We start from the raw sequence: 23006 nt of genomic DNA on the forward strand, positions 1-23006 counted from the left end.
TCGAGGAGCTCCAACAATGCCTCCATCCTTAACGCGAGATTGTGCTTTTAAAATTAAGTATAAAACCACAGAACAAAAAGCGTTTAGTCTTTAGTCTTTGTTCTTGGGGCAAATTCTTTCATTTATATAGATTTGACGCATTCACAAGACAAAAAAGTTATTTCATTTACGAAGACCTCACAGGTTTTCAAAACCTGTGAGGTCTAATTTCCAAAAACCTTAAAATATAGCTCTGCGCAACAGTTCCCTCCCTTCGGGAGGGTTAGGGTGGGATTACAAAGATTTTGTTCGTCCACCATCGACAGGCAGATTGATCCCATTGATGTAACTGGCACATTCACTTGCCAGAAAAGTTACGGCGTAAGCAAGTTCTTCAGGTTTTGCAAAACGTTTTGCAGGAACAGAACTTTTCATCGCATTTGCAGATTCTTCTTCGCTATGCCCCGTTTTAACCGATTTATCTTTAATAATTTCCGCCAATCGGTCTGTTGCTGTTGCTCCCGGAAGCACGTTGTTGACCGTAATTCCAAATTGACCCAATTCATTTGCCAATGTTTTACTCCAATTGCCTACCGCACCACGAATGGTATTGCTCACGCCAAGTCCATCCAAAGGTTGCTTTACAGATGTGGAAATAATATTGATGATGCGTCCATAACCTTCATCCTTCATAAATGGAACGACAGTTTGCGCCAAAACATGGTTGCACTTTAAATGCTGCGTGAAAGCCTTATCAAACTCGTCAAGTTTCGCGGAAAAAACTGGGCCAGCTGCCGGTCCGCCTGTATTGTTTACCAAAATATGGAAGCCATGATTTTTTTTGATAAACTCAAAAACTTTGTGTTGCAATTCTTCAGGATTCGAAAAATCGGCTACAATATAACTGTGGGTATTTGAATTAGGTAATTCAGCAATGACCTGTTTCAGTTTCTCTTCATTTCGCGCTACCAAAGTGACGGTAGCACCTTCTGAAGCCAATGATATGGCTGTTGCTTTTCCTATTCCTGCTGTACTTCCGCAAACTATTGCGTATTTGTTGTTTAGTTTTAAATCCATATTATTCCCTGCGAAGGCAGGGATCTTTTTAAGGTTAATATATTTTGGTTTCTATTTTACTAATATCAAAATCCTTTATAAACGCAATCTGTTTTGCAATGAAGAAAAGTAAGATAGTTATCTGAGTTATAAACTTTCTTTTTCATCACGAGATTCCTGCCTACGCAGGAATTGGGGATCAATATTTTATACAAACATTCTTAGCTTCCGTAAAAAAACGTAGCGCTTCAAATCCGCCCTCACGTCCAACGCCAGAAGCTTTTACGCCGCCAAAAGGTGTCCGTAAATCGCGCATCATCCAGGTATTTACCCAAACAATGCCTGCCTGCAGTTGGCTGCTCATGCGCATGGTGCGTTTTAAATCGTTGGTCCAAAGTGTTGCTGATAAGCCGTATTTTACTTTGTTGGCCATTTCCAAAACGTCATCTTCACTTTCAAAAGGCATGATGGTCACCACCGGTCCGAAGATTTCCTCTTGATTTGCTCGGCAGTCGTTCGATGTCACTTCAATGACGGTTGGCTCCAAATAATAGCCGTTTTCATAATCTTTCAAATGCACTTTATTACCGCCACAAATAACGGTTCCTTTTTCTGTTTTGGCAATTTCGATATAATCCATCACTTTTTCCAGATGTGATTTTGAAACCAAAGCGCCAATATTGGTTGATGTTTCTGATGGATGTCCAACTTTAAGGTCTTTTACTTTAGCGACGAAATCTTTTTTGAACTTTTCATAAATCGAATTTTCCACAAAAATCCTGCTCCCACACAAACAAATTTGACCTTGATTTGCAAACGAAGAGCGGACCGTCGTTTCCAACATCTCGTCATAATCGCAATCGGCAAAAATGATGTTTGGATTTTTACCGCCTAATTCCAGAGACAGTTTTTTAAACATGGGTGCTGCTATTTTTGCAATATGAGCACCTGTTGCTGTGCCTCCGGTAAAACTAATCGCTTTGATATCTGGATGTTCAATTATGGCTTGTCCTGCCGTTGTGCCCAATCCATGAACGATATTCAGAACGCCTTTTGGCAATCCTGCTTCGGTACAAATTTCACCTAGCAAATAAGCGGTCATTGGTGTGATTTCACTTGGTTTGGCAACTACACAGTTTCCAGCCGCAATGGCTGGAGCAATTTTCCAAGTAAATAGGTAGAGTGGAAGGTTCCATGGCGAAATACAACCCACCACGCCAATAGGTTGGCGTAACGTAAAGTTAATGGCATCTTGTCCAACACTTTCGTGGCTTTCACTGGCAAATTGGGTAATGGCATTTCCGAAAAAACGAAAATTACTGGCTGCTCTTGGAATGTCAACTTGTTTTGCCAAAGCAATTGGTTTGCCATTGTCTTTACTTTCAGCTTCAGCAAAACCTTGTAAATTGGCTTCCAATAATTCTGAAATTCTAATGAGAATTCGACTGCGTTCTTCCAAAGTGGTTTGCGACCAACTTGTGAACGCCGTTTTTGCAGCGAGATAGGCCTTTTCTACATCGTCTTTGGAAGAGTTTGGAATTTGTCCGTATACTTCTCCATTGGCTGGACAATAATTATCTATCCAATTGTTTTGAATTGGATTGATATATTCTCCGTTGATATAGTTCCTGATTCCTGCGAAGGCAGGAATCTCCTCTTGTTTCTCTCTGTTTGCCACGAATTCACGAATATTTTAGGAGTGTTTCCGCTCCCTTAACCTCTCAGCTTATTAATAGCTGAGAGTTTTGATTAGTCTTTTACTTCAAAAGATGAACTTTTAATCATGAGATTCCTGCTTCCGCAGGAATGCTACGACCTTAATCTCTACAACCAAATCAGGATTTGGCAATTGATGCACGGCGACAGTGGTTCTTGTTGGTCCAGTTTCTTGGTCAAAGAATTCTGCGTACGCTTTATTGTAGCCCGCAAAATCATTCATATTTACCAAAAATGAGGTCACATCCACCACGTCTTTAAGGGTAGCACCTTCCTTTGCGAGATTTTTTTCAATATTTTTAATCACTTCACGGGTTTGGACTTCGGCATTTAAATGTTTAGTGCCCATAGTGTCAAGGATGTCTACGCCGGCAATTGAATTGTCAGCACGTCTTGAGCTGGTTCCTGAAACATATATAAAATCGCCTGCACGTCTGGTAAGGGGATAGGTGCCTCTTGGTTTTACCCCTGTTCCTGCGAAGGCAGGAACCTCATTGTTTTCTTTACTCATAAATTTATCTTTTATTAAACCTGACAGGTTTTAAAAACCTGTCAGGTTACAATCCAAACCTACAAGGTTTTTAAAACCTTGCAGGTTATTGTCTAATGCTTAAAATCCTTCGCCACCCTGTCGTTATCCAATATGTCTTCTGTGGCGGCTTTTACTTTTTCTAAATTCGTTTTTAAATCGTCGTTGAGGTCGATTTTCTTATCCGCCAACATATTCAAAATAGCTTTGTCCTGAGCGCGGCCTCTCAACATCGCTTCATGATAACTAATATCCTCGTTAAAGGTAACTAATGAATATTTTGAAGAATAGTCATTTGGAAAGTTCTTTTCCAAGGCCATTTCCAAATTCCGCTTTTCGCGGAAAATGGCATTGTTGACATGCCCTTTCATTTCATGGAAATTGTCGATTGCTAAATCTGCAATGGCATCTGTGTCTCTTTTACGGTTCTTTTCATAGGTTTTGAATATGGTCTCCCAATCTTGATGGCCTTCATCCAAAACTTTGTCAAATACGGTTACATCTTCAAAAGAGGCGTTCATCCCTTGTCCATAAAATGGTACGATGGCGTGTGCAGCGTCTCCCATTAAAAGGGTGTTGCCCTTATAATGCCAAGGCGAACACTTTACAGTTCCTAATGGTGATGTAGGATTAGTAAAGAAATCTTCTATGAGGTTAGGCATCAATTCTAAAGCGTCTTTGAAATACTTTTGGAAAAATTCAATCACTTTTTCTTCTGTAGTCAAATTGCCGAAATTGTATTCGCCATCCTCATAACTTAAAAATAAGGTGACTGTAAAACTGCCGTCCAAATTTGGTAGGGCAATCAGCATAAAACTATCACGTCCCCAAATATGTAAAGCATTTTTATAGGTTTTGAACCCGCCATTTTCTGTAGGGAGAAAACTTAATTCCTTATAGCCATGTGACAGCCAATCCTGCGAGAAGCTAAATAGAAACTTTTTACCTAAAAAATAACTTTTTCTCAAGGCCGATCCCGCTCCATCGGTGGCAATAATGACATCAGCATCCTCTACAAATTCGTTATTGGTTTCATAATCTTTAAATAAAGCCGTCGTTTTTTCGAAATCAACAGATTTACATTTTTTGTTGAAATAAATTTTGACGTTGTTGTGCTTTTCAGCTTCATCCAACAACAAACCATTTAGAAGACCACGAGAGATGGAGTTGATATATTCATGTTCTCGTCCGCTGTAAGGTGCCATGACCATATTACCTTCAATATCATGTAACATACGGCCATTCATTGGAATGCATAACTCTTTGACCTTATCTTCAATCCCAACGAGTTCCATGGCTTTAATGCCTCGGTCAGAAAGCGCTAAATTGATGGAGCGTCCTACGCTGATATTTGCTGTTCTTAAATCTGCGCGCATTTCGTAGAGCGAGACATTATAACCGCGCTGTGCCATGCGTAAAGCGAGTAAGCTGCCACAAAGACCTGCGCCAATGATGAGTATGTTTTGTTGTTCTTTCATAACATTTCCCGCGAAGGCGGGAATCTTATTATTAAACCTACAAGGTTTTAGAAACCTTGCAGGTTAGGTTAATATCTCTTCTAACTTCTCCACCAATTCATAAACATCCTGATACGAATTATACAACGGCACGGGTGCACAGCGTATGACATCAGGTTCCCGCCAATCACTGATCAAGCCGGCTTCTGTTAACTGATGGTGTAATTTTTTATCAGCATTTTTCACTTGAATGGAGAGTTGGCATCCCCGTTCTTCCAGATTTGACGGGGTGATGATTTTGATGCTCTTATTATTGAGTTCGTTGATCAAAAACTCAAAATATCCTGTAAGATGTTTTGATTTTTTGGTCAGTTTTTCCATACCCACTTCAGCAAACATATCCAAGGACGCTCTAATTGCAGCCATGGATAAAATTGGCGGATTACTCAATTGCCAGCCTTCAGCACCAGGAAGCTGGTCAAATTCATCACGCATTTTAAAACGCGTTTCTTTATTATGGCTCCACCAGCCTGCAAACCGATTGAGATCTATATTGTGGGCATGGCGTTCATGTACAAAACAACCTCCTAAACTTCCGGGTCCTGAATTCAAGTATTTATAGGTGCACCAAACTGCAAAATCGGCTCCAGAATCGTGAAGGTCTAGTTTAACATTTCCGGCACCATGGGCACAGTCAAAACCAACCATGCATCCGTACTTATGCCCAAGTTGGGTGATGCGTTTGAAGTCGAAAAACTGACCTGTGTAATAATTGACGCCGCCAATCATCACCAAAGCAATCTCATTCCCTTGTGCCTCCAGAATTGTTTCTAGATCGTCATAATTTGCCAATTCTTCACCCTTTCTGGCTTTCCATAGAACCAATCCATCCTTTGGATCAAAACCATGATGGCGTAATTGCGATTCTACGGCGTATTTGTCGGAAGGAAATGCGTCGGCCTCAATTAGGATCTTATAGCGTTTTGGAGTTGGTTTATAAAAGGAGACCATCATCAAATGGAGATTGGCGGTCAAGGTATTCATGACCACCACTTCAATGGGTTTCGCACCTACTACTTTGGCCATGTTTTCTGTCAAGAATTCGTGGTAATGTAACCAAGGATGTTTAGCATGCGTATGGCCGGTAACGCCTAAATTGGCCCAGTCCTCCAATTCCTGAGAGATATAGTCTTTTGTAGCTCTTGGCTGAAGTCCCAGAGAGTTTCCGGTCATGTAAATTACCTCCTTACCGTGTTTGTCTTTTGGAATATGGAAACGATTTCTGTAAGATGCCAAAGCATCATTTTGGTCTTGTTGTTTTGCGTATTCGGATCCTAATTGATAGTTTGACAAGGTGAATTGATTTTCGGTTTCACACAAAAATAAGAATTATAAGTTTAGGATGAAGGGCAGAAAAGAGAGAGTTTGTTGAGCGATTGAACATTTCGCCAAAATTTTTCCCATTAGGCTAAAATAGTTTCAATAAAAAAAAAGAGCTTCAACTTTTGTAGTGGAAGCTCTTTGAATATATAGAGACGCATACTGCGGAATATTCTTTCGATATATCTTATATACGTCCTATAGCAAGAGTTTGGATGATGGTAGGGTTGGTTTTAATAATCATTTAACAAATGTTCATTTGACCACTTTGATATTGGTAAAATGGAGCCTCCAATTCTCGTTTGGTCGTTTATGGGTTTTTGCAATTTTAATGCCGTTGAAATCCTCATAACCTTCCCAGCTTGTCATCATGGAAGGTTCTTTTGAGTTTCCCTTTCTATAGATCCATTCCTTGATCAGGAAATCATCACCATAATAAAGATCATAAGCATCTCCTGGGGTATATCCGCCCTCATTCGGATAGGTAATTGTAATTTTATTTAGTTGTGCTTTGTTGATAGGAGACTCAACTACTGACGTTTCAGAAATCGTGGCAGAAGTATCCCATATCAATTGAAAAGGTGCTAAGAGCCAATATTTATCGTTAATAAACGCCTTATCCGCACTCATCGAAAGACTATCCACAGCTTTGCGATTGTAGGTCACAGTGTCTTTTCCTGAAACCATCATGACATCCTCTGTTTTGGGATGCCAGGTCCAAGAGCGTTCAAAATGCGTGGTGTCTTTATCTACATTGAACGTAAATTGCAATTCGGAGACATTTTTCCAGTTTTCAAAACCATTGGCATTCGCTATTTTTTCGGCTGTAGACAAGTTTTTTTCGATTGCTTTTTTTTCTTCTTTTTGCTTACAGGAAAACATAAATGCGAATACAGCGGCAATTATTAGTGTTTTTTTCATTTTAATTCTTTTTATAAAGATACGCAAGAATGCTTCAGAAGTTTTTATTTTAGATTCTAAATCAGAAATTATGGATCGAAATGACCGCTATTTTGAAATAAACAAAGCGACGTGGAACAACAAGGTCAAGGCTCATGCTGTAAGTGAGATGTATGATTTGAACGCTTTCAAAAACGGAAAATCGTCGCTGATGCCTTATGAATTAGCAGCTCTCGGCAATGTAAATGGAAAAAGTCTGTTGCATTTGCAATGTCATTTTGGTCAGGACACTTTGAGTTGGAGTAGGATGGGAGCGCAATGCGTAGGTGTTGATATTAGTGATGAAGGGATTGCATTGGCTCAGCAATTAAACGATGAATTGAAGTTGGATGCCAAATTTGTTTGTTGTAATGTCCTTGAGACTTCGGATGTGATTTCTGAAACTTTTGATATTGTTTTCACCAGTTATGGCGTCATAGGTTGGCTGCCCGATTTAAAACCTTGGGGACAGATGATAGCAGAGCGTTTAAGGAAAGGTGGTACTTTTTTTATGGCAGAATTTCATCCTATTGTTTGGATGTTTGATTATTTGGAAGGCAAGCCCAAAATGACATATGGCTATATGCAGGACGAAGTCATTTATGAGGAATATGAAGGCACGTATGCCGATACCAATTCAAAAATGATCAGTAAAGAATATGGATGGAATCATGGCTTGGGTGAAGTGGTTTCGGCTCTATGCGAAGCTGGACTGCATATTAACTACTTGAAAGAACATGATGAAAGTCCGTACAACGTTTTGCCAGATTTAATAAAAACCACATCAGGAATGTTTGCCACTCAGGATCGACTTTATCCATTGATTTATACATTGAAAGCGACTAAGATTAATTGAAAAAACCTATCAGGTTTGGTTGTAATTTTTAATCTTTTATCAACTCAGGAAACTTCGCTTTAAAACGCTCGTATCTTGGGATGGATACATTTTGGATATAAGGGTTTTGTGGATTTTTTTTCTCATAATCCTGATGGTAATCTTCGGCAATCCAAAATTTTTGAAACGGATAGACTTCCGCAGCAATGGTTGCATCGAGTTTTTTTGCCAACGCCGATTTCTTTTCTTCAATAATCTTTTTCTGCGCATCATTCTGATAGAAAATGATGGAACGGTATTGTGAGCCTCTATCGCCACCTTGCCCATTGACTTGTGTTGGGTTTTGGGAACCGAAATACACATCTACCAGAGTTGCAAAACTTACAACATTTGGATCATAAATAACTTCCACGGCTTCTGCATGACCTGTTTTGCCTGTATTGCTGGATTCGTAAGTTGGATTTTTGGTGTGCCCGCCAGCATAACCGCTAATCACTTGGTCAACGCCTTTAACATGCTCATAAATATTTTCTACACACCAGAAACAGCCACTGGCAAAATAAGCTTTTGCTTTTCCATCTTTCAGTGGGACTTCAATCGGTTTTGCCATTTTAACGGCTTGCTGTTTGGGATTGCTTTGCGCTTTATTTTGACAACTAAATAAAACGATAAGCGATAAGGATAAAATAAGAGATTTCATAAGTTTGATTTTGTAAGTAGTCGTTGGATCCAATAAAAACTTAAAATGTAAAATAAGAAACTTGTGTTAAAATAAAAAGCCTTCACAACATGTAAAGGCTTTATAATTATATCAATGACGTTATGTTTAGCTTAATTTAGCAAACATTTTCTCCATTTTTGCTTTTTGCTCTTCGGCTAACTGTGCATCAACCAAAATACGACCACTGTGCTCGTCTGTAATGACTTTCTTACGCGAAGCAATCTCTACTTGCACTTGTGGTGGAATGGTGAAGAAAGATCCGCCAGAAGCACCTCTTTCAATAGCAACAACCGCTAATCCGTTTTTCACGTTTGCTCTAATTCTTTGGTAAGCACTCACCAAGCGTTTATCAATGGTTTCTTGATATTCTTGTGATTTTTTAATCAGTGCCGCTTCTTCTTTTTCAGTTTCAGCCAAAATTGCATTTAACTCACCTTTTTTGTGTTTTAAATGTGCCTGACGCTCTTTCAAACGTTCTTTGGTTTCAGTGACAACTTCTTTTTTCTGGTCAATTTGAGCTCTAAATTCTTTAATGTGCTTTTCAGCCAATTCAATTTCTAAATCTTGATATTCGATTTCTTTGGTTATTGAATTGAACTCTCTGTTATTTCTAACATTCTTTTGCTGTTCAGCGTATTTTTTGATCAGGGCCTTTGCCTCTTCAATCAGATTTTTTTTTGATTTGATGTCGTCATCAATCAGGGTAAGACCACCGTTTAATTTTTCAAGTCTAGTATTAAGTCCTTCAACTTCATCTTCTAAATCTCTTACTTCTAAAGGAAGTTCACCTCTAATATTTCTGATTTCGTCGACTCTTGAATCAATGAGTTGCAAGTCATACAACGCTCTTAATCGGTCTTCAACAGAAAGTTCAGCTTTTTTTGCCATAATTTATAAATACTTTACAGGATTGGTGTTTATCTTCGATAAAACGACTGCAAAATTAGTAATTTTTTTTGAGAGATAGTTAGCTAAAAAGGTTTTTGTGAACTGTTCGCTTTCATAATGACCAATATCTGCTAAAATAATTAGATCTTCTGCTGAGAAAAAATCATGATATTTCAAATCTGCAGTGATAAAAACGTCAGCTTTTGCAGCCTTCGCTGCGCCAATGGCAAAACTACCAGAGCCACCAAGGACTGCAATGCGCTTCACTTTTTCTTTAGTTAATTTTGAATGTCTGATACAAGAAACATTCATTTTTTGCTTTACAAACTGTAAAAAATCGTCTGTTTTCATCTCATTTGGAAGTTCACCAACCATTCCCATGCCAATATGCTGATTGTAATTGTCTAAGGTGGTAATTTCAAACGCCACCTCTTCATAAGGATGGTTTTTAAAAAGCGCGTTGAGAATTGGGCGTTCCAAATGCTTCTGAAAGGTGACTGAAATTTGGGTTTCTTCTTCTTGGCGATATTCACCGCGTTGCCCAACGGTTGGATCGGAAGCTTCATTGCCTTTAAAAGTACCGGTGCCTTGGGTATTGAAACTGCAATTTTCATAGTTACCGATGGTGCCGGCACCAGATTGAAATAAAGCTAGTCGTAAGGCATCGGCATCCTTTTGTGGCACGTAAGTGGTCAGTTTTTTAATGGTGCCTTGTTGCGGCAGCAGAATTTTTTTATTTTCGATGCCCAAAGTGTTGCATATAATGTCATTGACACCTTGTAAGGAATTATCCAAGGCCGTATGAATGGCGAAAATGGCAATATCATGTTTGATGGCTTTTAAAACCACACGCTCTACATAATTGGCACCATTGAGTTTTTTCAATCCTTTAAAAATGATAGGATGGAAACTGACAATCAAGTTGCAGTTATTGGTGATGGCTTCATCTACAACACTTTCTAAAGTATCTAAGGTTATCAAAACTCCTGTAAGGGGCGCGTTTTTATCACCAACCAATAGACCAACATTATCAAAATCTTCGGCGTAAGCTAAAGGTGCCAATTCTTCGAGATGAGTGATGACATCTTGGATTATCATATGTTTTTTAGCTTTTAGGTTACTTGCAAAGATAAAATATTATATTTTCGTTGTAAACAAGTCCTTTGAATAATATGAAATATATACTTATGCTCATTTTCACTATAAGTTTAGTGGGCTGTCAATCTACAAAGAAAAACCCTTCTGAAGCGTCGGAGTTGGAACTTCCAAATACCGATTTATATGAACCTTTAGAGAGTGAAGCATCATCTGAAGATGAAAATTATCAAGCAGCACTCGATTTTATCAACTCTTATATTGAAAGTATCGATCAACTTGAAATTCTTGAATTTGCGAGAAATTCATCGCTTGCTACCGATAAATTGAAATCAGAATTAGAGAACATAGTTATTTTGGCTTGGGAAGAAAATCCTAGAATTGGGTTGTTGGCAGATCCTCTGTTTGATGCACAAGATTATCCTCCTAATGGCTTTGAGCTTCATGAATTTAATCCCCAAACCGGCTATGTCATTGTTAAAGGGATAGATTGGGAAGACTTTAAAGTAGCTATGCAAGTGGTTGATGTGGACGGTCATATAATGGTGGACGGCTGCGGAATTGTGAATATGCCCGAAAATAAGCGAATTGAACGGTAAAATGGCGGACGGACTTTTCTTTGAAGGCAACAATTGCCCGTGCTTTCTCCTATCAGCGATATAATTATGATGAAATTTCTAAGGTATTTGCTTTTGCCCGTTGTTCCCGTTTACTACTTGGTAACCTGGCTGAGAAATATATTATATGATTTTGGAATCAAGAAATCCACATCTTATACTTTTCCTGTGATCTGCGTTGGAAATTTGAGTGTTGGAGGCACAGGAAAGTCACCGATGATTGAATATTTAATCCGATTGTTGAAATCTGAATACCACCTTGCGACACTCAGTAGAGGTTATAAAAGACAAACCGAAGGTTTTGTGATAGCCGATGAAAACGCATCTGCAAGTTCTATTGGGGATGAGCCGTTTCAGTTTTATCAGAAATTTGACAATATCATTGTAAGCGTTGATTCGGATAGAGTTCATGGTATTTCTCAGCTGACCGATGTACCAAATCCTCCTGAAATTATTTTGCTTGATGATGCGTTCCAACACCGAAAGGTCAAGGCTGGGTTTAATATTTTACTGACCGCTTTTGATGATCTTTATACAGAGGATATCCTGTTGCCCACAGGGAATTTAAGGGAACCGAGACAAGGAGCAAAACGTGCCGACATTATTGTAGTGACCAAATGTCCTGAAAATTTATCTGAAGAAAGAAAGCAGCAAATTACGAATGACATAAATCCTTTAGCACATCAAGAGGTGTTTTTTGGGCGGATTGCCTATGCTAAATCCGTAAGAAATAATGGAAACCAGTTGGACTTGGAAACCCTTGAAAATCGGCCATTTACTTTAGTCACCGGGATTGCCAATCCGAAGCCTTTGGTGGATCATTTAAAATCGTTAGGATTACAATTTGAACATTTAAAGTTCAAAGACCACCATGATTTTAATGAGACTGATATTGCGATTTTAAAACAAAAACCATTACTCGTCACCACCGAAAAGGACATGGTGCGTTTGCAACCTCATTTTAATGAAAGCGGTAGCCTATATTATCTGCCTATTGAAATAAGAATGGATAGGCAAGCACAATTTGATACTTTGATAAGTAATTTTATTAAATAGACGTTGTTGATTTTTGGTTTGATTTTAGCACGTTGTAAAGTTTCTTCTCGAAATCTTCCTGCTTAAATGGTTTTGAGATGATATCGTCAAATCCAGCCTCATCAAATTCGTGCATTTTATCTTCTATAGTAACGGCTGTAAGCGCAAAAATAGTGAGTTCCTTATCAAAGGTTCTAATGATTTTTGTAGCTTCAATTCCGCTTATCCCAGGCATGTGGATGTCCATCAAAACAACATCATATTGTTCTTGTTGAACGCGATCCACCGCATCTTCACCATTATCGACAACATCACAATAAAGGTTCATCTTGTTTAAAATCTTACGGGTTATCATTTGGTTGATCTTGTTGTCTTCAACAACCAAAATTTTGATATTTGTCAAGTCCAATGTATTAAATTCGTTAAGGGTTTTAGGTTTAGCAGTAATTACTGGTTCAGGTGCATAGAGTAGAGGGATTTCAAAAATGAAGGTTGATCCTTTTCCGAGTTCACTTTTTAAATAAATTTTTCCTTTTAAAATTTCAATAAGTCCTTTTACAATGGAGAGACCAAGTCCGGTTCCTCCATATTTTCTGTTGATTTGAATGGAACCTTGAGAGAAACTTTCAAACATGTTTTCTTGTTTCTCTTTAGTAATTCCGATGCCATTATCTTCAATTTCAAATCTTATGATATAGTTATCGTCTGTCTTTGAGTGTTTTTTCAATCGCACCCAAATATCACCGTCTTTAGTAAACTTAATCGCATTCCCGATGAGGTTAATTAGAATTTGTGAGATTTTCAATTGGTCTGCTATAAACGTTACAGGCAAACTATCATCATATTCATAATGGAGTTGGACATTGTTGTCCAAGGCTGAATTGCTCAACGCTGAAACCACATTTTCTACCTTTTTCTGTAAATTGAATACCTCAGGATCCAAATCAACTTTATTGGCTTCAATTTTATTGATCTGTAGAATATCGTTGATAAACGTCAATAAATAATCGCCAGAAAATTTTAGCGATTTTAAATGCGGCAACTGATCTGGTTTAGGTTTCTCATCCAGAAGCATATTGGTCAAGCCTGTCACGGCGTAGAGCGGCGTTCTGAGCTCGTGTGTTACCGTTGATAAGAAGTTGGCTTTTGTTTTGGAGGCTAATTCCGCTTTTTCCTTTGCAACAATAAGCTCATCATTCTTTTTATGGAGCATGTTGTTGGTCTTAAGCCTAATGTTGTTGTTTTTATAAAGCGATAACGTAAGTAACGATAGAATGGTAATTAATGCGATACTTAAGATGGTTGTAATTCTGGTCAGATTATTTGAGGCATCGGCTTCTTCAAGCTTTACTTCCATTTGCTTGCGCTCAGAATCTTTATATTCCGTAATAAACTGCGATTTTTTTTCAGGGGATAGATTTTCACGTTTGATATCTAATAATGAATCTGATAACTGAATGTGTTTCCTTAAGTATTGATTGGAAAGTTTATAATCTTCATTTGCCTGATAGATATCGCTCAACGTCAAATAGCCATCATTAATGTATTCGGGAATGTTGTTTTTTATTGCCAGTTCCAATCCTTGATTGGCCATGGAAAGCGCTAAATCTTCATTTCCAAGTTTATGAAGTACTTTTCCGCTGTTAATGTAGGCACTGCTTAAAATATTGACCTGGTTATATTTTTTTGCCAATATGATGGTTTTCTCAAGCTTTCCTTTGGCAGTTTTATAATCTTCCAATTCAATATAAACCTTGGCTTCATTTAAATTGACATCAGTAATGAGCCGTTCTAGACCTTCTTCTTCGAATCTGGTTTTGGCAGAATTAAAGTAATCCAGTGCAATAGGATATTCCTTTTTACTTGTATGAAGTATGCCACGTACATTATAGGTGATGGCCAAGTTGGTATAGTCGTTGGTCTCTCTCTGCAGCTCAGCGGCCTTAGTTAAGGACACCAACGCATTTTCTGGCTCTTCAACAATAAATTGAACTTTTGCAATTTTGGTATGGATGCTGCCTTCACTTTTTTTATCGCCAATTTGTTTGGCAATCGCTAAAGCTTTTTCGAGATTTTCTTTGGCGTTATAGTAATCGCCACGCTCCGTTTCAAAACCAGATTGGGTAATGTAGTTTTGAACGCGCATCTTAAGAATGTCAATATCTTCAGTAGCATTATTTTGTGCAAATAATGTCATGGATATTAAAACAAAAAAAGCAACTATATGGTATTTAGGTTGGGACATTTTTGGTCACTTTATGGAAACAAATATAATTATTTATTCGACAAAAGCGACTATTTCTTCGACAAATTGCTTATTAAATCTAGAATTCGACTTGAATATCCAGTTTCGTTATCATACCAACCCACAATTTTGATCATGTTGCCAATGACGGAAGTCATTTGAGAATCAAAAATACAGGAGTTCGGATTACCAACAATATCAATGGAGACAATAGGGTCTTCCGTATATTCCAAAATGCCTTTGAGATGCGTTTCTGAAGCTTTTTTGAAGGCTTCGTTTATTTCTTCAATGGATACTGTGTTTTCAACGTTTAAAGTAATGTCAGTTAAAGAACCATTCGGAACAGGAACGCGAATGCCACAACCACCAATAACATCACTTAGTTTAGGGAAAATCTTGGTCAGAGCTTTTGCCGCTCCCGTTGTCGTTGGAACGATAGATTGACCTGCCGCCCGAGCGCGTCTTAAATCTTTGTGTGGTTGGTCATGTAAACTTTGATCTGTGGTGTACGAATGAACTGTAGTAATGTACGCCTGTTTAATGCCACAAAGATCGTCAATGACAGCAAGCATTGGTGCTGCATTATTTGTGGTACAGGAAGCATTAGAGATGATGGTTTCCGTTCCGTTCAGGATGTCATCGTTAACTCCCAAGACGATCGTTTTTATAGAATCATCTATAGGAGGGACGGATAGAATGACCTTTTTTGCACCGTTTTTAAGATGGTTTTCTAACGCTTCTAAGGATTTAAATTTCCCTGTGGCTTCAATAACGAAATCGACGTCATAAGGTGTCCAATCAATATCTTCAATCTGTTTGTGATTAAGCAAAGGAATTTGTTGCGCGTCAAAAATGATGTGGTTGTCATCAAAGCTGATCTTATTTTTTAATACGCCATGAATACTGTCGTATTTAATCAGGTGGCTTAAGGTTCTGGCATCTGCCAAATCATTAATGGCAACTACCTGAATGCCCTCACGTTCTTGAATAAGTCTGAATACCCGCCGACCAATTCGTCCAAAGCCGTTGATTGCGACCCTGATCATTAGTGAATGTGTTTTTGAGCTTTGTAAGAAGATCTTACCAAGGCGCTACTTTCGACGTGTCTGAAGCCAAGATCCAATCCAATGGTTTCATATTCTTTAAACTGTTCAGGAAGAATAAACTGTTTTACAGGCAAATGCTTTTTACTAGGTTGTAAGTATTGCCCAATGGTCACCACATCAACGTCATTAGCTCTTAAATCATGTAAGGTTTCAATAACTTCCTCACGAGTTTCGCCAAGACCAAGCATGATACCCGATTTTGTCCTGCGTTGTCCCTGAGTTTTTAAATATTTAAGAACGCCTAAACTACGCTCATATTTCGCCTGAATTCTTACTTCACGGGTCAATCTTTTGACGGTTTCTATATTATGTGAAACCACTTCAGGCGCCACATCAACGATCCGATCAATATGGTGTTCTATACCTTGAAAATCAGGAATAAGTGTTTCTAATGTGATATCAGGATTCATACGTCGCACCGCCTTCACGGTTTCTGCCCACATGATGCTTCCCATGTCTTTCAAATCATCTCTATCAACACTGGTTAAAACCGCGTGCTTAATATTCATGATTTTTATGGAACGTGCTACTTTTTCGGGTTCATCCCAATCTAAAGTTTCTGGACGTCCGGTTTTTACACCACAAAAGCCACAAGAACGCGTGCATATATTTCCTAAGATCATAAAGGTGGCTGTACCTTCTCCCCAACATTCGCCCATGTTTGGACAGCTTCCTGAGGTACAGATCGTGTTTAAATTATATTTATCCACCAGACCTCTAAGTTCTGTGTATTTTTTACCGGTGGGCAGTTTTACTCTTAGCCATTTCGGTTTTGGGATACGTTCTGGAATTACTTTTGAAATAGTTTCTGCACTCATCTATTAGGAAATTTACAAAGACAAAGGTACAAAGTATATTTGAAAATATATATTATAGCGTGGTCAGATACCAAATGCTAAAGCCAATTAAAAAGAGAATCCCTAAACAACTTAATACGTGCATTCTTAGAGATGGTCGCCATTCAATAGGTGTGTGTTTACTGCTTATCAGCTTATAATTTATAATGGCATAAAATGGTGCGGTCAAAAATGAAATGATGGTGGCCACTTTTATGAGCAAGCCCATTTCTGAACCTAAGAAGAAGAAAATAGAAACGGTTCCGACAATCAAGATGCCAATCCACCACAAGTAATTATGTTTTGAAAAACTGCCAAAAAGCAATTCTGATGTTCTGGCCATAGTTCTTGGAGAAGCATCCAAAGTGGTTAATGTTGTACTGAACATAGTCGTAAAAGCGGCGATACCGATGATGAGATAAGACCAATTTCCTAAGCTTTTCGTGTACATGGAGATGAGCTGATTGGAAAATTCACCAGCTTTGTCACTAAATGTGGAGCCGCTTTGAAACATCACCAAGGCGCCAAGTGCCATAAATCCGATACCTATAATTATAGTCGCCAAATAGCCCACATTAAAATCGAAGAGCGATGATTTTACGTCATAATCTTTGTTCACTTTTTGTTTCTCCAATGCCCATAGTGATTGCCATACTGAAATGTCCAAAGGTGCAGGCATCCAGCCCATGAAAGCAATTAAAAACCCAATTTCCAAGGTGTTCTCTGGTAATTTTTGGGCGAATGATAGAGGTAGTGTGTTGGTTTTCAATGCGAGAACTACCGCAATTATGGTGCTTACGGTGAGTGTAATGACAATGATTTTCATTATTTGATCGAGAAAGCTGTATTTACCTTTTATCAATATGAGCGCACAAATTGAAAGAATAATGACCGCCCATATTTCTGATGAAATGAGATTTCCAAAAAGAGAGGAAGCAATACCTGCGGTCACAATGGTTACCGTGGTTTGGATGGTAAACATGGTAGTGAAAGTAAGGATGAAATAAGCAATTAAGACGCCTTTGCCCATTTTCTTATAGCCATCCAAAAGACTTTCTCCTGTTGCCAAAGCATACCTTGGTGCGAATTGAAAAAACGGATATTTAAAAATATGCACCAAAATCAACGCCCAAATAAGACCATAGCCAAAATCGGCACCGGCGCGCGTAGATTGAACTAAATGAGAAACACCAATAGCAGCTCCGGCAAACAATAAACCGGGGCCTAATTTTTTAAAACTGATTTTCACTGCTATTTAATAATTATTTCTGCCAATAATTTTTTTGCTCTTAAAAGCTTGACCTTAACGTTGTTTATGGGTTCGTTAAGTTCTTCAGATATTTCCTTATAGGTCAATTCCTGAAAATATCTCAAGTTGATGACTTCTTGATAATGTGGCTTTAATTTCTTTATGTCCCGAAGTAATTTGGCTAAATTCTGCTCAGTGATAAGTTTGTCTTCAGGAGAAGGAGATTCGTCAATGATGTCATGAAAATGATCATCATTACTTTGATTTGGTCTGTTTTGAATAGAGGATTTTCGTTTCCTTACCAAATCAATATGAATGTTTTTAGAGATGGTAATCAGCCATGTTTTAAATTCATAGGTCTCGTTATAGGTTCCAATTTTGTCGAATGCTTTTGAAAATGTCTGAATGGCGATATCCTCGGCGTCGTTTTCATTTTCGGTGCGCTTCAATTGAAAACCGTAGACATCATTCCAAAAAAAATCCAACAAGGCATTAAATGCTGATTGATCATTTTTTTTTGCTTTTTCAATGATTTCTTTTATTTCCAACGATTTGGTTTTGAGATGAGATTTTTTATAAAGATAGAGAATTGAGTCACAATTAAAAATATTTCGAGAATGGGAAAGAAAGGAATTAAATCTTTCTCCTCTAATTTTTTAGCAGCTAAAGTCAAGGTGATAAATAATGCTAAATATCTTAAACCGATCAATCCAGCTACAATTTCCCAATTAAAAAGAGTGCTGATGAGAGCAATGCTTAAGGCGAAAAATAAAAATTGTGAGACATGAAACAAAGACAACATGGCCTTATGCTTTGTTTTGTAATGATTGGCAGTTGAGATATGTCGGCGTTTTTGAATGACCCAATCACTGTATGATTTTTTTGAAATGGATTCTGTAAAGCTGTTTTTGGACAAGCAAATGACGGTGTTCTTTGCGGTGGCAATCTGGTTTACAAAAAGATCATCATCTCCTGATTTGATGTGCATATGATCCATAAAGCCTCTAGCTTCAAAAAATAAATCTTTGGTATATGCTAAGTTTCTGCCCACGCCCATATAAGGTTGTCCTAATTTGGAATAGGAAAAATATTGGACGGCCGTCATTAACGTTTCAAAACGGATCAATTTGTTTAGAAATGATTTCTTCACTTTTGCATAGGCACCATAACCTAAAACAATCTGATGCTCATTTGAGAAACATCCGATCATCTCTGTAATCCACTGATTGGAAACAGGCTTGCAATCGGCGTCAGTAAACAAAAGATGGTTGTGCGTTGCGGCTTTAATACCTAAGGTAAGCGCGTATTTTTTATTTCCCCAGAAGGCCTCAATGTTTTTTACATTTACAATTTTTACATGGTCATGATTCGCCTTGAAACGCTCCATGACTTTCAAGGTGGTATCGGTAGAACTGTCGTTTATCAATACCAATTCAAAGTTTGGATAGTCTTGATTTAAAATGGAAGGTAGAAATTTCTCTAAATTATTGGCTTCATTTTTGGCACAGACAATAACAGAAACGTTGGGTTTGTTGGCGGAAGAAGTACTATGTTTTTTCTGTTTGACCTTAGAGAAAACATAAGCGTAAAAAAACAATTGAACAAGAATGACTACAATAAAGATGTAGAAAAGAACATGTAAAATAATCATTAACTGTTAAGAGTGTTGAGGTTCGTTACAGTTTTCAAATTGATCAGGTGATTTTCCGCAAAATCCACAAGAGTCGCCATCTTTGTTAAGCATCGGATTTTGACTAGCGCAGGTACCAGCAAATTTGCCATCTTTTTTTGCCCATATTTTTATAGCAATACCAGCTACTCCAAGAGCTAAAAGGACGAATGTAATAAGTAAAAGTTTCATGAGTTAAAAATTTATACAAAGATACGGGTTTTTTGGAATATTTTCAGATATCTGACAACTTCATCTCTTATAACTTTCTAAGAGATTTATTTTGAAATTAAGGCGATTATGACAAAATTTTTCGTATAAAATATAATTATAGAGGACTTCCTTAACCTTGTTTTTAATAATCGATTCCTTTTTAGTATTTTTAATAAAAATCCAAACCATGAAACCTTTCCTGTTCTGTATCACGTTTATGATGGTATGCTCTTGTAAAAATTCTGAAAAAAAAGTAGAGGAAACCAAAAAGTCTTCCACAGATATCAGCGCCATTTCTGCTAAAGAATTCACGGAATTTAAGGTGCTGGATTCTAAATTTATTGATAATTCAAAACTCTGGGAAAGTTTCGAAAAAGAGCTGTCGGATTTTACGGAAGAGAGATACAACGCTCTAAAGCCATTTGTTTTAGAACAGGATATTCCAACCTTACAGCAGCATATACAGGATGGGAAATTAACTTATGAAAATTTGACCAAGTTCTATCTTTATCGGATCAGAGCCTTCGATCGCGAAAATGACCTCTCTTTAAACGCTGTGATTTCTTTAAATCCAAATGTTATTTCTGAAGCAAAACAAAAAGACGTCGATTTTAAAAATAAGATGCGAAAGCATCCCATTTTTGGAATGCCCATTCTATTAAAGGACAATATCAATGCGGTAGATATGCCAACGACTTCCGGAGCAGTGGCGTTTCAAAATAATAACACCAACGATGCTTTTATTGTCGAACGTTTAAAAGAACAAGGGGCACTTATTTTAGGAAAGGCGAACTTAAGCGAATGGGCCTATTTCTTTTGTGGCGATTGCCCAAGTGGCTATAGTGCTATTGGTGGCCAGACCTTAAATCCGTATGGTCGCAAAATCATGGATACTGGAGGATCAAGTTCAGGAAGTGGTGTGGCTGTTGCCGCTAATTTTTGTGTTGCGGCTGTTGGGACTGAAACCTCTGGATCGATTTTATCGCCCGCCAGCCAAAATTCAGGAGTTGGATTAAAACCAACTATTGGATTGTTGAGCAGGAGTGGCATTGTGCCTATTTCATCAACATTGGATACACCTGGTCCAATGGCTAAGAATGTCACGGACACTGCCATACTTTTGGACGCCATGCTTGGTTTTGATGATAGGGATCCAAAATCGGTCAAGAGGCATTTAGAAAACACATCTTATTATGAAAATAATTTTAAAGTAAACGAGCTCAAAGGCAAGCGTTTTGGCGTATTCACAACATTGTTGGAAGATTCTCTTTATGTGCGTGCTATTGAAGATTTAAAATACGAAGGCGCCATAATCATTGAAATTGAACCAGAAAAAATAGAGTTGCCAGATTTTTTGAGACTTCTCAATTTGGACATGAAGAAAGACTTTCCAAGCTATATTAATACTTCGGGTGATTCTAAACTGGCAGTTAGATCTGTGGAAGATGTCATGGCGTTCAATAAAAAAGATTCCGCGGCGACGATGCCTTATGGTCAAAGTTTGTTTGCGGGAATTGTTGCGGATTCGGCGACAGATGAGGAGTTTGAGTCTATTAAGAACACTCTCAAAACCAACGGTAAATTATTTTTTGACACGCCATTTAATAGAGAGAATTTGAACGGTATCTTGTCTATAAATAACTATCATGCAGGTTTTGCAGCGGTTGCAGAATACCCAGCTATTACGGTTCCTATGGGTTATACGGATAGTGGAGCGCCGAAAGGTTTGACATTTATAGGAAGACCATGGACGGAAGCTTTTCTTTTGTCATGGGCATATACTTATGAACAAGCTTCGAAGCGACGTATGGCGCCTGAAAAGTATAATTGATTGGCTTTAAAGTTCAAAGTTCAGAGAATCAAGTTAAATTCAGTTTGTTATTTTCAATCGTATACAGCTCAAATAATTCCTTCCCTTTTTAAGCGAAGGTGGATTCGATTCCAGAAAAGGAATTGAAGACGGAAGGGTTTATTCTACAAAAGCGACAATTGAGGAAAAAAAGAGAATAGTTAAAACTATTGCATTCACCCCAGTCAAAAACCACCTCGCCTTCTGCTTCTCTACTGAAGCAGAAGCCACTCCTCCTTAAAAAGGAGGAGAAGTTTGTTGATTTCTAGGTTTTAAAATGTAGACAAACAACCAAATTAACCCAGAAGAAGGAAGTGAAGTTGCAAATAATATGAATTTAAATTCAATTTGATATTTTCAATCGTATACTGCTAAAATAATTCCTTCATTTTTTAAGGGAAGGTGGATTCAATTCCAGAAAAGGAATTGAAGACGGAAGGGTTGATTCTACAAAAGCGACAATTGAGGAAAAAAAGAGAATAGTTAAAACCATTGCATTCACCCAAGTCAAAAACCACCTCGCCTTCTGCTTCTCTACTGAAGCAGAAGCCACTCCGCTTTAAAAAGGAGGAGAAGTTTGTTGATTGCTAGGTTTTAAAATGTAGACAAACAACCAAATTAACCCAGAAGAAGGAAGTGAAGTTGCAAATAATATGAAGTTAAATTCAGTTTGATATTTTCAATCGTATACAGCTCAAATAATTCCTTCACTTTTTAAGGGAAGGTGGATTCAATTCCAGGAAAGGAATTGAAGACGGAAGGGTTTATTTTGCAAAAGCAACAATTGAGGAAAAAAAGAGAATAGTTAAAACCATTGCATTCATCCAAGTCAAAAACCACCTCGCCTTCTGCTTCTCTACTGAAGCAGAAGCCACTCCTCCTTAAAAAGGAGGAGAAGTTTGTTGATTGCTAGGTTTAAAAATGTAGACAAACAACCAAGTTAACCCAGAAGAAGGAAGTGAAGTTGCAAATAATATGAAGTTAAATTCAGTTTGATATTTTTAATCGTATACAACTCAAAAAAATCCTTCACTTTTTAAGGAAAGGTGGATTCAACTCCAGAAAAGGAATTGAAGACGGAAGGGTTTATTTTGCAAAAGCAACAATTGAGGAAAAAAAGAGAATAGTTAAAACCATTGCATTCACCCAAGTCAAAAACCACCTCGCCTTCTGCTTCTTTACTGAAGCAGAAGCCACTCCTCCTTTAAAAGGAGGAGAAGTTTGTTGATTGCTAGGTTTTAAAATGTAGACAAACAACCAAATTAAGCCAGGAGATGCAAGTTAAGTTTGTACAGAGTTTCGAGCCGCCACATCATCATCTTGCTTCTGCGAAAATCTGCGCGATCCGCGGGAGAAAAAACTTAAAGTTCCATTTTCAGAGTTTCAACTTCAACTTCGACTTCAATTTCAACTTCAACTTCAATTTCAATTTCATCTTCGATTTCAATTTCTCATCTCCGTAATTTGTCGATGCCTGAAATACGTTGACCGTTTAGGGTTAGATAATTCTAATCAAAAATGGCAAATTTAAATGGATTGAAAAAAGGTTTTGAGACAAATTACAATCGGACATTTGGCGAAAAGTTCAAGAA

At 37.8% G+C, this 23006-nt stretch carries 20 protein-coding genes; 4 read left to right on the plus strand and 16 right to left on the minus strand.

What is annotated here, in order from left to right:
- Positions 1 to 273: 273 nt before the first annotated feature.
- The 6 genes from ESZ48_RS13585 to ESZ48_RS13610 all read right to left on the minus strand — a co-directional run bounded on the left by ESZ48_RS13585 (position 274) and on the right by ESZ48_RS13610 (position 7038).
- Entirely contained in the window at positions 274 to 1056 is a 783-nt protein-coding gene (locus ESZ48_RS13585) for an SDR family oxidoreductase (protein ID WP_129018050.1), read from the minus strand.
- 178 nt (positions 1057 to 1234) lie between these two features.
- Positions 1235 to 2713, minus strand: coding sequence for an aldehyde dehydrogenase (locus ESZ48_RS13590; RefSeq protein ID WP_223266455.1), 1479 nt, complete (start codon positions 2711 to 2713; stop codon positions 1235 to 1237).
- Positions 2714 to 2812: 99 nt separating this feature from the next.
- Positions 2813 to 3262 (minus strand): RidA family protein, encoded by a 450-nt coding sequence (locus ESZ48_RS13595; RefSeq protein ID WP_129018051.1) that lies wholly within the window; start codon positions 3260 to 3262, stop codon positions 2813 to 2815.
- Between the two features lie 92 nt (positions 3263 to 3354).
- Positions 3355 to 4758: an FAD-dependent oxidoreductase gene (locus ESZ48_RS13600; protein ID WP_129018052.1), complete on the minus strand. Its 1404-nt coding sequence runs from the start codon at positions 4756 to 4758 to the stop codon at positions 3355 to 3357.
- 63 nt (positions 4759 to 4821) lie between these two features.
- Complete coding sequence (gene kynU, locus ESZ48_RS13605; RefSeq protein ID WP_129018053.1) at positions 4822 to 6090, minus strand: kynureninase; 1269 nt, start codon at positions 6088 to 6090, stop codon at positions 4822 to 4824.
- 282 nt (positions 6091 to 6372) lie between these two features.
- Complete coding sequence (locus ESZ48_RS13610) at positions 6373 to 7038, minus strand: hypothetical protein (protein ID WP_129018054.1); 666 nt, start codon at positions 7036 to 7038, stop codon at positions 6373 to 6375.
- A gap of 70 nt (positions 7039 to 7108) precedes the next feature.
- On the opposite strand from ESZ48_RS13610, the gene ESZ48_RS13615 reads away from it, so the two are divergent.
- Positions 7109 to 7912 (plus strand): class I SAM-dependent methyltransferase, encoded by an 804-nt coding sequence (locus tag ESZ48_RS13615; RefSeq protein WP_129018055.1) that lies wholly within the window; start codon positions 7109 to 7111, stop codon positions 7910 to 7912.
- Between the two features lie 28 nt (positions 7913 to 7940).
- Here ESZ48_RS13615 and msrA read toward each other — a convergent pair whose 3' ends face one another.
- The 3 genes from msrA to ESZ48_RS13630 all read right to left on the minus strand — a co-directional run bounded on the left by msrA (position 7941) and on the right by ESZ48_RS13630 (position 10598).
- Positions 7941 to 8591 (minus strand): peptide-methionine (S)-S-oxide reductase MsrA, encoded by a 651-nt coding sequence (gene msrA / locus ESZ48_RS13620; RefSeq protein WP_129018056.1) that lies wholly within the window; start codon positions 8589 to 8591, stop codon positions 7941 to 7943.
- Between the two features lie 126 nt (positions 8592 to 8717).
- The gene (locus ESZ48_RS13625) at positions 8718 to 9500 is read right to left on the minus strand and encodes a zinc ribbon domain-containing protein (RefSeq protein ID WP_129018057.1); all 783 of its coding nucleotides are present in this window, start codon (positions 9498 to 9500) and stop codon (positions 8718 to 8720) included.
- 3 nt (positions 9501 to 9503) lie between these two features.
- Positions 9504 to 10598, minus strand: a complete 1095-nt coding sequence (locus ESZ48_RS13630; protein WP_129018058.1) for a Nif3-like dinuclear metal center hexameric protein — start codon at positions 10596 to 10598, stop codon at positions 9504 to 9506.
- A 74-nt stretch (positions 10599 to 10672) separates the two neighbouring features.
- Between ESZ48_RS13630 and ESZ48_RS13635 the strand changes: the two genes are divergently transcribed.
- On the plus strand, positions 10673 to 11194 hold the full coding sequence (locus ESZ48_RS13635; protein ID WP_129018059.1) for an outer membrane protein assembly factor BamD: 522 nt from the start codon (positions 10673 to 10675) through the stop codon (positions 11192 to 11194).
- Between the two features lie 66 nt (positions 11195 to 11260).
- Positions 11261 to 12268 (plus strand): tetraacyldisaccharide 4'-kinase, encoded by a 1008-nt coding sequence (gene lpxK / locus ESZ48_RS13640; protein WP_317127992.1) that lies wholly within the window; start codon positions 11261 to 11263, stop codon positions 12266 to 12268.
- Here lpxK and ESZ48_RS13645 read toward each other — a convergent pair.
- The 7 genes from ESZ48_RS13645 to ESZ48_RS13675 all read right to left on the minus strand — a co-directional run bounded on the left by ESZ48_RS13645 (position 12261) and on the right by ESZ48_RS13675 (position 19544).
- Positions 12261 to 14444 carry an ATP-binding protein gene (locus tag ESZ48_RS13645; protein ID WP_223266456.1) on the minus strand — a complete coding sequence of 728 codons (2184 nt, stop codon included), beginning with the start codon at positions 14442 to 14444 and terminating at the stop codon, positions 12261 to 12263. The genes lpxK and ESZ48_RS13645 overlap by 8 nt on opposite strands.
- 98 nt (positions 14445 to 14542) lie before the next feature.
- Positions 14543 to 15538 (minus strand): type I glyceraldehyde-3-phosphate dehydrogenase, encoded by a 996-nt coding sequence (gene gap, locus ESZ48_RS13650; RefSeq protein WP_129018061.1) that lies wholly within the window; start codon positions 15536 to 15538, stop codon positions 14543 to 14545.
- Positions 15538 to 16416, minus strand: a complete 879-nt coding sequence (gene lipA, locus ESZ48_RS13655) for a lipoyl synthase (RefSeq protein WP_129018062.1) — start codon at positions 16414 to 16416, stop codon at positions 15538 to 15540. The genes gap and lipA overlap by 1 nt, the downstream gene beginning before the upstream one ends.
- A 52-nt stretch (positions 16417 to 16468) precedes the next feature.
- Positions 16469 to 17683, minus strand: a complete 1215-nt coding sequence (locus tag ESZ48_RS13660) for an Nramp family divalent metal transporter (protein WP_129018063.1) — start codon at positions 17681 to 17683, stop codon at positions 16469 to 16471.
- A 2-nt stretch (positions 17684 to 17685) separates the two neighbouring features.
- The gene (locus tag ESZ48_RS13665; RefSeq protein WP_129018064.1) at positions 17686 to 18231 is read right to left on the minus strand and encodes an RNA polymerase sigma factor; all 546 of its coding nucleotides are present in this window, start codon (positions 18229 to 18231) and stop codon (positions 17686 to 17688) included.
- Positions 18222 to 19334: a glycosyltransferase gene (locus tag ESZ48_RS13670; protein ID WP_129018065.1), complete on the minus strand. Its 1113-nt coding sequence runs from the start codon at positions 19332 to 19334 to the stop codon at positions 18222 to 18224. Before ESZ48_RS13670 ends, ESZ48_RS13665 begins: the two co-directional genes overlap by 10 nt.
- 6 nt (positions 19335 to 19340) lie before the next feature.
- Positions 19341 to 19544: a membrane or secreted protein gene (locus ESZ48_RS13675; RefSeq protein ID WP_129018066.1), complete on the minus strand. Its 204-nt coding sequence runs from the start codon at positions 19542 to 19544 to the stop codon at positions 19341 to 19343.
- 208 nt (positions 19545 to 19752) lie between these two features.
- On the opposite strand from ESZ48_RS13675, the gene ESZ48_RS13680 reads away from it, so the two are divergent.
- Positions 19753 to 21396, plus strand: coding sequence for an amidase family protein (locus ESZ48_RS13680; protein ID WP_129018067.1), 1644 nt, complete (start codon positions 19753 to 19755; stop codon positions 21394 to 21396).
- Positions 21397 to 23006 lie beyond the last annotated feature (1610 nt).

The sequence above is a fragment of the Gelidibacter gilvus genome (assembly GCF_004115975.1).
GTDB lineage: Bacteria > Bacteroidota > Bacteroidia > Flavobacteriales > Flavobacteriaceae > Gelidibacter > Gelidibacter gilvus.

Bases quoted from the DNA above. Each gene is read 5' to 3' on its own strand.
- ESZ48_RS13645 (WP_223266456.1), bottom strand. From the start codon at position 14,444: ATGACATTATTTGCACAAAATAATGCTACTGAAGATATTGACATTCTT.
- ESZ48_RS13680 (WP_129018067.1), top strand. From the start codon at position 19,753: ATGAAACCTTTCCTGTTCTGTATCACGTTTATGATGGTATGCTCTTGT.
- ESZ48_RS13615 (WP_129018055.1), top strand. From the start codon at position 7,109: ATGGATCGAAATGACCGCTATTTTGAAATAAACAAAGCGACGTGGAAC.
- ESZ48_RS13610 (WP_129018054.1), bottom strand. From the start codon at position 7,038: ATGAAAAAAACACTAATAATTGCCGCTGTATTCGCATTTATGTTTTCC.
- ESZ48_RS13600 (WP_129018052.1), bottom strand. From the start codon at position 4,758: ATGAAAGAACAACAAAACATACTCATCATTGGCGCAGGTCTTTGTGGC.
- ESZ48_RS13670 (WP_129018065.1), bottom strand. From the start codon at position 19,334: ATGATTATTTTACATGTTCTTTTCTACATCTTTATTGTAGTCATTCTT.
- ESZ48_RS13675 (WP_129018066.1), bottom strand. From the start codon at position 19,544: ATGAAACTTTTACTTATTACATTCGTCCTTTTAGCTCTTGGAGTAGCT.
- ESZ48_RS13630 (WP_129018058.1), bottom strand. From the start codon at position 10,598: ATGATAATCCAAGATGTCATCACTCATCTCGAAGAATTGGCACCTTTA.
- ESZ48_RS13635 (WP_129018059.1), top strand. From the start codon at position 10,673: ATGAAATATATACTTATGCTCATTTTCACTATAAGTTTAGTGGGCTGT.
- gap (WP_129018061.1), bottom strand. From the start codon at position 15,538: ATGATCAGGGTCGCAATCAACGGCTTTGGACGAATTGGTCGGCGGGTA.
- ESZ48_RS13585 (WP_129018050.1), bottom strand. From the start codon at position 1,056: ATGGATTTAAAACTAAACAACAAATACGCAATAGTTTGCGGAAGTACA.
- msrA (WP_129018056.1), bottom strand. From the start codon at position 8,591: ATGAAATCTCTTATTTTATCCTTATCGCTTATCGTTTTATTTAGTTGT.
- lpxK (WP_317127992.1), top strand. From the start codon at position 11,261: ATGATGAAATTTCTAAGGTATTTGCTTTTGCCCGTTGTTCCCGTTTAC.
- ESZ48_RS13625 (WP_129018057.1), bottom strand. From the start codon at position 9,500: ATGGCAAAAAAAGCTGAACTTTCTGTTGAAGACCGATTAAGAGCGTTG.
- ESZ48_RS13595 (WP_129018051.1), bottom strand. From the start codon at position 3,262: ATGAGTAAAGAAAACAATGAGGTTCCTGCCTTCGCAGGAACAGGGGTA.
- lipA (WP_129018062.1), bottom strand. From the start codon at position 16,416: ATGAGTGCAGAAACTATTTCAAAAGTAATTCCAGAACGTATCCCAAAA.